The following is a 14,467-nucleotide window of genomic DNA, read 5'->3' on the forward strand; positions in this document are numbered from 1 at the left end:
AAATAATTTTAGATAACGAAGCGACGAAGTCGCGAAACCCAACAAAGTGGCTCATCGTAGGTAAATGTCGGTAGCAAAATAGAGCTAAAACATGGGGAGCGGCGAAGCCGCGACATCTTGGTAGAAACAAGAATTGATAAAATAAAGAGGTGCGAAGCACCGAAATGTTGGTAATGAATTTACAAGAATTATTAAACAGAATCCCGGTTCTAGAAATTTTCGGAAATGAAAATCCGGAAGTTTCAGAAATCGTTTTCGACAGCAGAAAAGCAGTCGAGAATTCCCTGTATGTCGCAGTGAAAGGAACGGTTTCCAATGGGCATTCTTTTATTAATTCGGCCATAGAAAAAGGAGCAACAATAATTGTTTGCGAAGATTTACCCGATAATTTGAACGAAAAAATCACTTATGTAAATGTGAGAAATTCCTCTAAAACTTTAGGACAAATCGCTTCCAACTTTTATGGGAATCCTTCAGAAAAACTCAATTTAATTGGAGTTACAGGAACCAACGGAAAAACTTCGGTAACTACTCTGCTTTTTGATGTTTTCAAAAATTTAGGATTTCAATCGGCATTAATTTCAACCGTTGAATATAGAATCGGTGAAGAAATTATTCCTTCAACTCACACGACTCCCGATGTTTTGACTTTAAATAAGATTTTAAATAAAGCAGTGGAAAGTGGTTGTGAATACGCTTTTATGGAAGTTTCTTCACACGGAATTCATCAGGACAGAATTGAAGGCCTTCATTTCAAAATTGCAGGTTTTACCAATATCACTCACGATCATTTGGATTATCATTTAACTTTCGACGAATATTTGAAGGTTAAGAAAAGATTTTTCGACGAATTAAATCCTGAAGCCATCGCCATCACCAATTTGGATAACAAAAATGGAAACGTGATGCTTCAAAATACCAAAGCAACCAAGAAAACTTTTGCTTTAAAAACAGTGGCAGATTTCCACGGAAAAATTTTGGAAGTCGACTTTAATGGAATGTTGTTAAATTTCAACGGAAAAGAATTTTGGACGACTTTAAGCGGGAAATTCAATGCCTACAATTTGCTTTTGGCTTATGCAATTACGGTGGAAAGTGGTTTTCATGAAGACGATGTTTTACAGGCCATTTCAAAATTAAAAAGGGTAAAAGGAAGATTTGAAACCCTGAAATCAGATGGTGGAATTATTTTCATCGTGGATTATGCGCACACTCCCGATGCGTTGGAGAACATTTTAGATTCCATCAACGAAATCCGAACGAAAAATGAAAGATTGATTACTGTTTTCGGTTGCGGTGGAGACAGAGACCACGCAAAACGTCCTGAAATGGGAAAAATTGCGACGAGAAAATCCACTTTGGCAATCATCACATCCGACAATCCGAGAACGGAAAAACCGTCCGAAATCATAAAAGAAATTGAAGCAGGTGTTGAGCCACAAAATTTCAGCAAATACACTTCAATTCCCGACCGAAAAGAAGCGATAAAAATGGCGATCAAATTTGCCGAACCAAAAGACATTGTACTCGTTGCCGGAAAAGGACACGAAAATTATCAGGAAATAAATGGCGTGAAACATCATTTTGATGACAAAGAAATAATTGTGGAATTGGCGAGAATGATGAGCAAATAAAGTGAATGGTGAATTTGCTTCGCAGTGAACAGTCAATTTTAAAAAAATTCACTCGAAGAAATTGACAATGAAACAATTGACAGCGAAGCGAATTGACAAAAAATAGAAATTATGTTGTACTACCTCTATGAATATCTAACCTCCCAAGGAATCCACATTCCCGGACTCGGTATGTTCAGATTTATCTCTTTCCGTGCAGGAATGGCGGTTTTGCTGTCGTTGATTATCGCGTTGGTTTACGGTAAAAAAATCATCAACTATTTGCGCAACAAACAGATGGGAGAAATGGTGCGTGATTTAGGTTTAGACGGACAAAAACAAAAAGAGGGAACTCCCACAATGGGTGGTTTAATCATCATTTTGGCAACCTTGATTCCGGTTATATTATTTACAAGAATTTTCAATGTCTATATCGTTTTGCTGATAATTTCGGTGGTTTGGATGGGAGCGATTGGTTTCATAGATGATTATTTAAAGAAAATCAAAAAAAATAAAGACGGTTTAAGCGGAAAATTTAAAGTAATTGGTCAGGTTGGTTTAGGCCTAATTGTAGGCGTTACGATGTATTTTCATCCCGATATTACGGTGAAAAGAAAATATGCAGATGCGAAAGAAGTGAACCGAAATAATGTGGAAAGAAACTTTATGCCGACCGAAAAAGCAACTGTTTCCACCGTTCCTTTCGTAAAAAATAACGAGTTCGATTACAGCGGAATGTTGTTTTGGATGACTCCAGAAGAAGCTCATGAATGGGCATGGGCAGTTTTCATCCCGATTGTGATTTTTATTGTAACAGCGGTTTCCAACGGAGCTAATATTACGGACGGAATTGATGGACTCGCTGCAGGAACGAGCGTCGTCATACTTTTGACTTTGGCATTTTTCGCCTATTTGTCGGGAAACATCATTTTCGCAGATTATCTCAACATCATGTTCCTTCCAAACATGGGCGAAGCCACGATTTTTGTCCTCGCTTTGATTGGAGCCACGATTGGATTTTTCTGGTACAACACCTATCCGGCGCAAGTTTTCATGGGCGATACCGGAAGTTTAATGTTGGGCGGTGTGATTGCGGTTTTGGCAATTATTTTAAGAAAAGAACTGATGATTCCTGTGCTGTGCGGAATTTTCTTGGTCGAAAATATTTCCGTGATGTTGCAGGTTGCTGTCTTTAAATACAGAAAGAGAAAATACGGTTTGGAGTATGCGCAGAATAACAGATTATTCAAAATGTCGCCGCTTCATCACCATTACCAAAAGGAAGGTTATCACGAAAGCAAAATTGTAAATAGAATGATTATCATGGGCGTTTTGTTCGCGATTATCTGTTTGATTACATTAAAAGTTAGGTAAAAAAGTCACGATGTGACGACAGCAAAAGCAAAGGGTGAAGCCCTTTGAAAATTAAAAGAAGACCAGTAAAGAAGCCACGAAGTGGCGAAATAAAATTTAAAATGATTTTACAGTTGGGATAAACCCAAATAAAACCAACAATATGAAAATAGTTGTTTTAGGTGGCGGAGAAAGCGGTTTCGGAGCAGCGTATTTGGCGAAGAAGAAAGGACTGGAAGTTTTCCTTTCCGATAAAGGCATGATTAAAGACGAATACAAAACACTCTTGAACGAAGCCGGAATCGAATATGAAGAAGGAAACCACGATGAAGCGAAAATTCTTTCAGCAGATTGGGTAATCAAATCTCCGGGAATTCCGAAAAAGGCGGAAATTATTTACAAAATCAATCAAAAAGGAATTCGTCTTTCTTCCGAAATTGAATTTGCGTCGGAATTTACGAATGCCAAAATCATCGCAATCACAGGAAGCAACGGAAAAACAACAACAACTTCCTTGATTTATCACATTTTAAAAAATGATGATTTAAAAGTGGGTTTAGGTGGAAACATCGGAAAAAGCTTTGCGAAACAAGTCGCCGACGAGAGTTTCGACTATTATGTTTTAGAAGTGAGTTCTTTCCAACTAGATGATATTCAAAATTTTAGACCATATATTTCTTTGTTGTTGAATTTAAGTCAGGACCATCTCGACCAATACAATTATAATTACGAGGAATATGCTTTGGCGAAATTTAGAATTGCTGAAAATCAAGAAAATGATAATTTCTTCATCTACAACCGAGATGACGAAATGAGCATGAATCTGCTCGAAAAATTAGAATTGAAGGCGCAAATGATTCCCTTTTCAACAAAAGAAAAATTGAAGGAAGGTGGGTTTATCAAAGACGACAAAATCGTGGTAAAACTTGCCGACGAATTCTCCATGAAGATTGATGAACTTTCTTTGGTGGGAAATCATAACGTTGCAAACAGTTTGGCTGCTTCGATTGCAGGTAAAATTTTGAAAATCAGCAACGAAAGTATTAGAAATTCTTTGATGACTTTTCAGGCCGTTGAACATCGATTGGAAAATGTAGCAGAAATCGACGGTGTAAAATTCATCAACGACAGCAAAGCAACCAACGTGAATGCTTGTTACTACGCTTTAGAAAGCATGAAACAGCCAACGATTTGGATTGTAGGCGGAACAGATAAAGGAAACGATTACACCGAAATCGAAGATTTGGTAAAAAGAAAAGTGAAGGCAATTGTTTGTTTAGGAATTGATAACCAGAAAATTATCGATTTCTTTCAAAACAAGAAAGAATTGATTTACAGCACTTCAAGTATGGAAGAAGCAGTAAAGGTTTCAAAATCTTTGGCAACGAATGGAGACACGGTTTTACTTTCGCCATGTTGTGCAAGTTTCGACCTGTTCAAAAATTATGAGGATAGAGGAAATCAGTTTAAGGAACAGGTGCTGAAAAACACTTAAATATTAAAAGAAAAAATAGAAAATCGGGATTTCCGATTCATTTAAAAACCAAAATGATCGATCAAGTAAACGATAACAAATTCGAACTATTAAAAGGCGACAAAGTGCTTTGGAGCGTGATTTTATTGATCTCGTTCTTCTCCGTGTTCCCGGTATACTCGGCGAGTTCTAACTTGGAATATATTGTAAATAACGGAACCACTACTTCGCATTTAATCAAGCATTTGTTCTTCGTAGTTCTCGGTTTGGCAATTATGCGTGGAGTCGGTGTTTTCAAATATGAACACATCGGAAAATTGAGCGCAATTCTGTTGGGAATTATGGTCGTTCTTTTAGGTTTGACGATGTTTACAGGGCAAAAAATCGATGGAGCTTCCGCTTCTCGTTGGTTGAAGATTCCAGGAACGCCGATTTCGTTTCAACCGTCTTCATTTGCTTATTTAATGCTGATTATTTACCTGTGCAGATATTTAACAAAAAGGATTAAAAGAGACCGACTCCCCATTGAAAACATCTTCTACATTTTCGGTCCGGTTCTTTTGGTTTTTGGTTTGGTTGCGAAAGATAACGGTTCTACTGCTTTAATGATTTTGATTGTTTCTTTAGCGGTAATGTTGATTGGACAATTAAGCAAAAAGTATATTTTCGGTTTTATCGGAGTTGCAGGAGTTGCCATTGCAATTTTTATGTTTTTGGCTTTAAAAACCGATTTAATCGGAAGTAACCGTGTCCATACTTGGATGAGTCGTATCGAAACATTCACCAATTCAAAAAAAACCACCGAAGTTGAAGACGAGAGTTTAAAGGCAAAAAATTATCAGGTGATGCAGGCAAAAGCAGCCATCGTTCACGGCGGAATAACCGGAATGGGACCGGGAAAAAGTGCCTTAAAACAAATGCTTCCTCAATCTGCATCCGATTTCATCTTCGCCATTATTGTTGAGGAATATGGATTTTTTGGAGCTTTGTTTTTAATCGCACTCTACCTCATCATGATCATCAGAATCGTGATGATTGCAAGTAAAATGCCCGCATTTTTCGGCAGTTTATTGGTGTTGAGTTTGGGAATTATGATTTTTGTGCAACTCTCTGTAAATATTGCAGTTGCGGTGAACTTAATTCCAGTTACTGGACAACCATTGCCACTAATAAGTTACGGTGGAACCTCAATGTTGGTGACTTACATACAGTTAGGAATTATTTTGAACGTAAGTTCTAGAATCCAGGTGTACGACGAAGAAGGTATGGGCAAAAAGCAAAGTATTGAAGAAATAAACGATATCGCGTAACTATGAATGCGCGAAGCGCCCCGAGAATTCGGGAATGAATTAAAATTGGTTTATCGCAAAAAAGGTACGAAGTACCGAACTCAATAGCATTGGGTGAAGCCCAATGAAACAATAAACAAGAACCGAATAAAAAGCCACGAAGTGGCGACATCAAAAAAATAAATGTTAAACCAAGAGCAACATACAAAAACTCGTAACCCGAATCCCGCACCTCGAATTCTCATGAGCGGAGGCGGAACAGGTGGACACATTTTTCCTGCTGTTGCCATTGCCGACGAAATCAGGAAAAGATTTCCGAACGCCGAGTTTTTGTTCATCGGAGCGAACGGAAAAATGGAGATGGAAAAAGTTCCACAAGCAGGATATAAAATTGTGGGATTAAACATTGCGGGATTTGACAGAGGAAATTTGTTGAGCAATTTCAAACTTCCCTTCAAAGTGATTTCAAGTCTGATAAAAGCGAAGAAAACCATCAAAAATTTCAAACCTGATTTTGCGGTGGGAACCGGTGGATTTGCGAGCGGACCAGCTTTGTTTACGGCTTCAAGATTAGGTATTCCGATTTTTGTTCAGGAACAGAATTCTTTGCCCGGAAAAACGAACATTTTCCATTCAAAAAGAGCGAAAGCAGTTTTCACAGCTTATCCGAATATGGAAAAATTCTTCCACGGCACAAAAACTTTTTTCCTTGGAAATCCGATTCGTAAAAATATCATTACCGATTTGATTGATAAGGATTTAGCGAAAGAAAAATTAGGTTTAGATAAAAATAAATTGACGATACTTTCCGTCGGTGGTTCTTTAGGATCACGAACTTTAAACAACGGATGGAAAGAAAATTTGGAAAAATTAATTGAAAAGGACTTCCAACTGATTTGGCAAACCGGAAAACTGGAATTCAAGGAGTTAGCATCCAGCATCCAGCATCCGGCATCCATCCAATTGAAGGAGTTCATTACGGACATGGCTTTATCCTATTCCGCAGCAGATGTGATTGTTTCACGAGCAGGAGCCATTGCAATTTCGGAATTGGCCGTTGCGCAAAAACCTGTTTTGTTGGTTCCGTTTCCGTTTGCGGCAGAAGACCATCAATCCAAAAATGCGCAGACTTTGGTTGACAAAAATGCAGCAAGAATGGTAAAAGATTCCGAAATGAAGGAAAAATTTTGGACGACTTTAATGGAAATCTGCGAAAACGAACACGTAAGAAAAGAAATGAGCAAAAACCTGCAATTCTTCGCAAAGCCAAAAGCAACCGAGGAAATTGTAAATGAAATTTTCAAGAGTCTGGAAATTAATTGAGAATCGCAGAAAGCCACCAAGTGGCGAAATCAATAGCAAAGGGTGAAGCCCTTTGAATTTGAATTAAATATGTAAAGAAGCCCTGAAAGGGCGAAATCAATAAGAAAATGATACCGTTAGCAACATATCAAAACTTCTACTTTGTAGGCATCGGCGGAATAGGAATGTCTGCTATTGCAAGATATTTCAAATCCATCGGGAAAAATGTTTTGGGTTACGACAAAACCATAACTAAGTTGACTTCTGCGCTCGTTTCAGAAGGAATTGATATTGTTTTTGAAGACGGAATTACTACTAAAATCGAGAATTTGAATTCCGAAAATACGCTTGTTATTTACACGCCTGCAATTAAAAAACTCGATATACTTAATTATTTTAATGAGAATGGATTTACTGTTTTGAAACGTGCAAAAGTTCTCGGAATGATTACCGAAAACACGGATTGCATCGCTATTGCAGGAACGCACGGAAAAACCACGACTTCCTCTTTGGTCGCACATTTGTGCCAAGAAGCGAATCTTCCATTCTCCTGTTTCTTGGGTGGAATTGCAGAAAATTTTAAATCAAATTTCTTGTTTAACGGAAGTGAAATTTCGGTTGTAGAAGCCGATGAATACGACAGAAGTTTCCTCAACCTTTCTCCGGATTGGGCGGTAATTACATCGACTGATGCAGACCATTTGGATATTTATGGCGATAAAGCAACGATTGAAAAAGGGTTCAAAGATTTTGCAGAGTTAGTTCCTGAAAACAACCAACTATTTGTGAGAAAAGGAATTGAAATCGGTCGTCCTTGCAAAACCTATGCAGTAAATGAAGAAGCGGATTATTATTCCGACAACCTTCATGTTATCGATGGTTGGATGATGTTTGATTTTCATAATGGTAATGAAACCGTAGAATTTGCGTGGCAAATTCCGGGAATTCACAATGTGGAAAATGCTACGGCGGCGATTGCGCTGCTCTATAATTTTGGGGTTGATTTCGAAACTTTACAGAAGGGAATAAAAAGTTTTAAGGGAATCAAGAGACGTTATACACTTCACACCTTCGACAGCGGAAAAGTCTATATCGACGATTACGCCCATCATCCAACAGAACTAAATGCCGTGATTGGTTCCATCAAAACTTTCTACCCGAATAAGAAATTGTTGGTGGCTTTTCAACCGCACCTTTTCAGCAGAACCCGAGATTTTGCAGACGGTTTCGCAGAAAGTTTGGATAAAGCAGACGAACTGATTCTTCTCGATATTTATCCTGCCCGTGAATTACAGGAAAATTTTGAAGGAATAACTTCCGATTGGCTTTTAGAAAAAGTAAAATTAGAAAAAAAGGAAGTTTCCACTTTGGGAGACGCTTTCAACAAAATAAAGGAAAAAGATTTTGATGTCTTACTCACCGTCGGTGCCGGAAATATCGACACACTGTATGACGGAATTGTAAGTTGGCTTTCAAATGATGAATAAATAAAAATTAATATTTGGTTTGGTTGCAGAAACACCCGTCATCCAGCACCCAACATCCAGCGTTATGAAAAACAAATACAGAATACTAAAAATCGCCGTCACGGTAATAATCCTCGGATTTTTATTGAGTTTCTCTTTGAGGAGGTTCAATGACAAATCCATGGAAAAGGTTTCTGTAAATATGGTGAAGACTAAAAGCCCGGTTTATTTTATCGACGAAAAAGACATTAAGGAAATCGTAAAAAAATCAAACCCGAACAAAAGAATCGGCGATATCAACATTCCGGAATTGGAGAAAAAACTCAACCAACTTCCCGCAGTTGACAGCGCAAATGTTTACTTGAATTTGAATGGAAACCTCAATCTCGACATCAAGCAAAGGGTTCCCGCTTTTCGATTAAATAAGAACGAAAAAGATTTTTATGTAGATGAAAAAGGAACCGAATTTCCGATTTCAAAAAATTATTCATTTCCGTGTATGCTCGTAACAGGTGACGTAAAAAAAGAGGAATATCCTAAGGTGGCGGAATTGGTAAATAAAATTGACCACGATGATTTCAGCAAAAAATATTTCATCGGCATTAAAAAGGAAAATGGCAGTTATAATCTGTTGACAAGCCAAGGAAATTACAAAGTGGAAATCGGCGACCTTGACAATATTGATTTAAAGGTAAAAGGTTTCAAGGCGTTTGTAGAAAAGTTTCTGATTTTTCAGAATCCTGAAAAATATTCAAAAGTTTCGGTGAAATATGACAATCAAATTGTGACAACTCTAAATCCGAATTTTGAAGAAAACGACAGCATTATTTCGGTAGGCAAAAAAGAATTGGCAAAACTTCCGGTCATCAATCAGAAAAAGGAAGAAGCGGAGAAAAAAATAAATATTACTCCTCTCAAAAAAGAAGATAAACCGGCTGTAAAAAAGACGGAGTCAAAACCTAAAGAAAAACCAAAGCCTGCAACATCCGAAAAGAAAAAAGTTGCGGAAAAGCCAAAAACTTCGGCAAAAAAGGAAACGGCTTCTCCTAAAAAAGAAACCAAAAAACCAACCGAAACTAAAAAATCAACTCCGGCGAAGAAACCGGAAACCAAACCAAAAGCAAAAGTTAAAGTAGAATAAAAGTTCCGTAGGAACGAACGATATAGAAAACTTGGAATTCATTCCAAAAAAAGAACAAATCAAATCGACATACAATGGAAAATCACGAGTATTCAGTAGGCCTCGACATCGGAACCACAAAAATTGTGGCGATTGTCGGCAGAAGAAACGCCCACGGAAAAATTGAAGTTCTCGGCGTTGGAAAAGCCAAAAGTTTGGGTGTTCACAAAGGTATTGTGAATAATATTTCCCAAACCATTCAGTCCATCAAATCCGCCGTTGCAGAAGCGCAATCGAGTTCAGGCGTTCCGATTCACAAAGTTACGGTGGGGATCGCCGGAAAACACATCCGTTCGCTTCAACATTCGGATTATATTATGAGGGAAAATCCCGATAAATACATCACCGAAGACGATATCGAAAAACTGAAAGAGCAGGTAAAAAAATTAGTCATGCTTCCCGGCGAAGAAATTATCCACGTTCTTCCGCAAGAATATAAAGTAGATTCTGAAGGCGAAATCCAGGAACCCATCGGAATGCACGGAAAACGCTTGGAAGCCAATTTCCACGTGGTGGTTGGACAAATGGGGAGTATCCGAAATATCGCAAGATGCGTTCGTGAAGCAGGTTTAGAAATGGAAGCCTTGACTTTGGAGCCGCTTGCTTCGTCCGAATCTGTTTTAACCAAAGAAGAAAAAGAAGCCGGCGTTGCGATCGTTGACATCGGTGGCGGAACTACGGATATCGCGATTTTCAAGGATAATATTATTCGTCACACTTGCGTAATTCCTTACGGTGGCGGAATAATTACCGACGACATCAAAGAAGGTTGCTCCATCATTGAAAAACATGCGGAACAATTGAAAGTAAAATTCGGTTCTGCCGTTCCTGAGTTGGAAAAAGACAGCACCTTCGTTACGATTCCGGGACTTCACGGAAGACCGGATAAAGAAATTTCTTTGAAAACTTTGGCGCAAGTTGTTAATGCACGCGTTGAAGAAATTTTAGAAATGGTGAATACCGAGTTGAAAGCATACGGCGCTTTTGAACAAAAGAAAAAGTTGATTGCAGGAATTGTTTTGACAGGAGGCGGTTCAAATCTTCGTCACCTTCGTCAATTGGCGAATTATACGACCGGTTTCGACAGCAGAATTGGTTTTGCGAACGAATATGTTGCGAACGACAAAAACCAACATCTGAAAAGTCCGGAATTTGCGACTTCCATTGGTTTATTGATGGAAAGTTTAAAAATTAGAGACAAGAAAAACGGAATTGAACAACCTGAAGAAATTATTGAAAAACAGGAAGTTACAGCCGCTCCAAATCATATAGAAGTGGAGCAGCCAGAATTCCGTACCGAAGAGGAAATAGTTTCTAAAGCCGCAGAAAAACGCAGAAACAAACTCACCATCGGTCAAAAAATTATGGAAAGTGTAAAAAAATTCTTTGAAGAAGTAGAATAATCATAAATGATGAATGATAATTGATGAATGATTCAAATACTCTTCAATTATCGGGAATCAAAAAATATAGACACAAAACCTATCAATTATCATTTATCAACCATCAATTATAAATATTATGGAAAATACAGTAAACCCAGGATTTTCATTTGATTTGCCAAAAGGAAATTCATCAATTATAAAAGTAATCGGAGTTGGTGGCGGTGGAAACAACGCTTTGAAACACATGTACGAACGCGGAATTCACGGCGTGGATTTCGTTATCTGCAACACCGACTCACAAACGCTTGACAACAACCCGGTTTCCAACAAAGTTCAGTTGGGAATCTCAATGACAGAAGGACTTGGAGCCGGAGCTGATCCTGAAGTTGGTGAAAAAGCAGCCATCGAAAGCATCGAGGAAATCAAAGCTGCGATGGGACAAAATACTAAAATGGTCTTCATCACCGCAGGAATGGGAGGTGGAACCGGAACCGGAGCTGCTCCCGTTATCGCAAAAATTGCCAAAGACATGGGAATTCTTACCGTGGGAATCGTGACCGTTCCTTTCAGTTTTGAGGGGAAACGTCGTCTGGAACAAGCGGAACTCGGTCTTGACAAATTAAGAAGCAATGTTGATTCATTAATCGTCATCAATAATGATAAACTTCGTCAACAGTTCGGAAATCTTGGCTTTAAATCAGGTTTCTCGAAAGCCGATGAAGTTTTAACCAACGCCGCAAAAGGAATGGCAGAAGTAATTACTGGTTACTTCGACGTCAATATCGACTTCCGTGATGCGAAATCGGTTCTTCAAAATTCAGGAACTGCATTAATGTCGAATGGTGTTGCATCCGGCGAAAACAAAGCCGAAGACGCGGTAAGAAAAGCATTGGACTCTCCATTGTTGAACGACAACAAAATTACGGGAGCGAAAAATGTTCTTCTCTTAATTCGAAGCGGCACCGAAGAAGTTACGATGGACGAAATCGGAGTTATTATGGATCACATTCAGAAAGAAGCGGGCAACACCGCGGATATTATTTTCGGGGTGGGTACGGATGAAGAATTGGGCGATTCAGTAAGCGTTTTGGTCATTGCGACAGGTTTCGCAAAAGACAACCACAAACATGCAGGAACTACCGAGAAAATCAAATTTTCGTTAGCAGATTCCATGGAAAAATCGGTTCAAAAAGAATCCCCTTTCAAACCAAAAACTGAAAAGCAGGAAATTAAGAGAGAAGATTTTGCAAGAAAAAGCCTTTTCGTTTTGGATGATGAAGAGGATTTAAACACACCCGAATTCAAAGTAAAAACGGTCGAAAAGAAAACCGTAATTGAGGTTGAAAAACCTGCGGAAATTAAGTACTTTGATTTAGAAGAAGAGGAAGTAATGCCTACCAAAAACATGGTGATTGACGAAGAGGAAACCACCGCTGAATTAGACTTGTTTTCTTATGAAGACGACCTTTACGAAGAGCCTTTTTCACAATCTTTCACTTTTGAAACAGAAGATAAAGTTAAAGACGCTTCGACTTCAGTAAATTCATCAAAGGAAGAAGAAACACCAATTAATATTAAATCATCTTTTTCTGAAGAAAAGCCAATAGAATTCAGTTTTTTCGTAAACGAACCGATTGAGGAGCCAATTGTTGAAACACCTCAACCAAAGGCAGAAATCAAACCTGAACCGGTTCAAAAAATTGAGCCAAAGGTGGAAGAAAAAGTAGCTCAAACCATCGAAGAACCTATACAATTTGAGGTGGAAAATGATTTTACCTTCATCAGCAAAAAAACTTCAAACGACAAAGTTCAGGAGAGAAGAAATAAATTGAAAGAATTTAATTCAAGATACCAAAACCTCGACCAAGAAAGTGATTTCGAAACGGTTCCTGCATTCAGAAGAAAAAATATTTCTATCGGACAAGAAAACGCTTCTGAACAGAAAATCAACACTTTCCTCTCTGAAAACGACGGCAGAATGCAGGTGAGAGAAAACAGGTTTTTGAATAAAGACGTGGATTAATGTATCAATTGACCAATGTGAAAATGCAACATTCAAAATGGTTACTTACAGCATCATTGCTACATTGGTAAATTTTTAGATTGTTAAATTGGAAAAAATGAGTTTAGAAAATACCATCAACGACGCGATAAAAACCGCCATGAAAGAGAAAGACAAAGTGGCTTTGGATTCTCTGAGAGCGGTGAAGTCACAGATTTTATTATTAAAAACCGAAGCAAAAGGTGCAGATGTTTCCGCCGAACAGGAAATTGCCATTTTGCAGCGGATGATTAAGCAGCGAAAAGATTCTTTCGAGCAGTTCGTCGCACAGGGAAGAAACGACTTAGCGGAAGTGGAAGAAGCACAGATGAAAGTGATTGAGAAATACCTTCCTGCCCAACTTTCACCGGAAGAATTGGAAGCTGAAATGAAGAAAATTATCGCCGAAACAGGAGCAGAAACGATGAAAGATTTAGGAAAAGTAATGGGAATTGCCTCCAAAGCATTCGCCGGAAAAAGTGACGGAAAAAGCATTTCCGAAATGGCGAAGAAATTACTTTCTTAAAATACGAAGGACGAAATGCGAATAACGAAAAAACATACTCCTTAAAGTAGAAAGTGGAAATTCAAATTTTTCGATTCACCATTCGTAATTCAAACTTCGTAATTCGTACTTAAACAGGATATTCAACCTTTGCATATCGATTTGATTGTAACCCGGAATTTTTTTTGTTCCGGGTTTTTTGTTGTTAAACCTTATAGGTTTCGGAATCCTATAAGGTTTGCCAATTTGTCTGTTATAGGAATTTGGAATGATTTTGATAAACAGTATAGATGAAAAGTCATTTTAATAATCATTAAATTTGCAATTGGATGATTTGATGTTTCACCCAACATCCATCATCTAACACCCAACCATAAAATTTAACTTTAAACAATATAATATGTATCCAGAAGAATTAGTAATGCCGATGAAGCATGAACTTACCGATAAAGGTTTTGAAGATTTAACGACAGCTGAAGCAGTTGACAACGCCATCAAAAAAGAAGGTACAACTCTTTTGATGATTAATTCCGTTTGTGGTTGTGCAGCAGGAGCAGCAAGACCGGGCGTGATTTATTCTTTGACAGGCGATAAAAAACCTGACCATTTGACCACTGTTTTTGCAGGTTTCGATACCGATGCAGTTGCAGAAGCGAGAAAATTTTTGGCGCCATTTCCGCCAAGTTCGCCTTGTGTAGCGCTTTTCAAAGATGGTGAATTGGTTCACATGTTGGAAAGACATCACATCGAAGGAAATCCTGCAGGAGCAATCGCTGCAAACTTGCAGGCTGCTTATGATGAATACTGCTAAAATAAACTTTTAGGTATGATAAAAATTCCGTTCGATTGAACGGAATTT

Annotated in this window: 11 protein-coding genes; all 11 read left to right on the forward strand. The window is 38.2% G+C overall.

Annotated features, from left to right (window positions below; genetic code table 11):
- The first annotated feature begins 173 nt into the window (after positions 1 to 173).
- The 11 genes from J4771_RS08775 (at position 174) to J4771_RS08825 (ending at position 14,419) form a co-directional block, all read left to right on the forward strand.
- On the forward strand, positions 174 to 1,634 hold the full coding sequence (locus J4771_RS08775; protein WP_224134602.1) for a UDP-N-acetylmuramoyl-L-alanyl-D-glutamate--2,6-diaminopimelate ligase: 1,461 nt from the start codon (positions 174 to 176) through the stop codon (positions 1,632 to 1,634).
- A 111-nt stretch (positions 1,635 to 1,745) separates the two neighbouring features.
- Positions 1,746 to 2,987, forward strand: a complete 1,242-nt coding sequence (gene mraY, locus J4771_RS08780; protein WP_224134603.1) for a phospho-N-acetylmuramoyl-pentapeptide-transferase — start codon at positions 1,746 to 1,748, stop codon at positions 2,985 to 2,987.
- A 142-nt stretch (positions 2,988 to 3,129) separates the two neighbouring features.
- Positions 3,130 to 4,461 carry a UDP-N-acetylmuramoyl-L-alanine--D-glutamate ligase gene (gene murD / locus J4771_RS08785; RefSeq protein WP_224134604.1) on the forward strand — a complete coding sequence of 444 codons (1,332 nt, stop codon included), beginning with the start codon at positions 3,130 to 3,132 and terminating at the stop codon, positions 4,459 to 4,461.
- Positions 4,462 to 4,514: 53 nt separating this feature from the next.
- Positions 4,515 to 5,750 carry an FtsW/RodA/SpoVE family cell cycle protein gene (locus J4771_RS08790; RefSeq protein ID WP_224134605.1) on the forward strand — a complete coding sequence of 412 codons (1,236 nt, stop codon included), beginning with the start codon at positions 4,515 to 4,517 and terminating at the stop codon, positions 5,748 to 5,750.
- Positions 5,751 to 5,912: 162 nt separating this feature from the next.
- Entirely contained in the window at positions 5,913 to 7,052 is a 1,140-nt protein-coding gene (murG, locus tag J4771_RS08795) for an undecaprenyldiphospho-muramoylpentapeptide beta-N-acetylglucosaminyltransferase (protein WP_224134607.1), read from the forward strand.
- 107 nt (positions 7,053 to 7,159) lie between these two features.
- A complete protein-coding gene (gene murC, locus J4771_RS08800) occupies positions 7,160 to 8,518 on the forward strand; it encodes a UDP-N-acetylmuramate--L-alanine ligase (RefSeq protein ID WP_224134608.1) in 1,359 nt (452 codons plus the stop codon).
- A 64-nt stretch (positions 8,519 to 8,582) separates the two neighbouring features.
- Positions 8,583 to 9,638: a cell division protein FtsQ/DivIB gene (locus tag J4771_RS08805; RefSeq protein ID WP_224134609.1), complete on the forward strand. Its 1,056-nt coding sequence runs from the start codon at positions 8,583 to 8,585 to the stop codon at positions 9,636 to 9,638.
- A gap of 74 nt (positions 9,639 to 9,712) precedes the next feature.
- Positions 9,713 to 11,080 (forward strand): cell division protein FtsA, encoded by a 1,368-nt coding sequence (gene ftsA / locus J4771_RS08810; RefSeq protein ID WP_224134610.1) that lies wholly within the window; start codon positions 9,713 to 9,715, stop codon positions 11,078 to 11,080.
- A gap of 118 nt (positions 11,081 to 11,198) precedes the next feature.
- Positions 11,199 to 13,085, forward strand: a complete 1,887-nt coding sequence (gene ftsZ, locus J4771_RS08815) for a cell division protein FtsZ (protein ID WP_224134611.1) — start codon at positions 11,199 to 11,201, stop codon at positions 13,083 to 13,085.
- Between the two features lie 97 nt (positions 13,086 to 13,182).
- The gene (locus J4771_RS08820; protein WP_224134612.1) at positions 13,183 to 13,629 is read left to right on the forward strand and encodes a GatB/YqeY domain-containing protein; all 447 of its coding nucleotides are present in this window, start codon (positions 13,183 to 13,185) and stop codon (positions 13,627 to 13,629) included.
- 379 nt (positions 13,630 to 14,008) lie between these two features.
- On the forward strand, positions 14,009 to 14,419 hold the full coding sequence (locus J4771_RS08825) for a BrxA/BrxB family bacilliredoxin (protein ID WP_224134613.1): 411 nt from the start codon (positions 14,009 to 14,011) through the stop codon (positions 14,417 to 14,419).
- Positions 14,420 to 14,467: the final 48 nt, after the last annotated feature.

The organism is Candidatus Kaistella beijingensis (genome assembly GCF_020084865.1).
GTDB classification, from domain to species: Bacteria; Bacteroidota; Bacteroidia; order Flavobacteriales; family Weeksellaceae; genus Kaistella; species Kaistella beijingensis.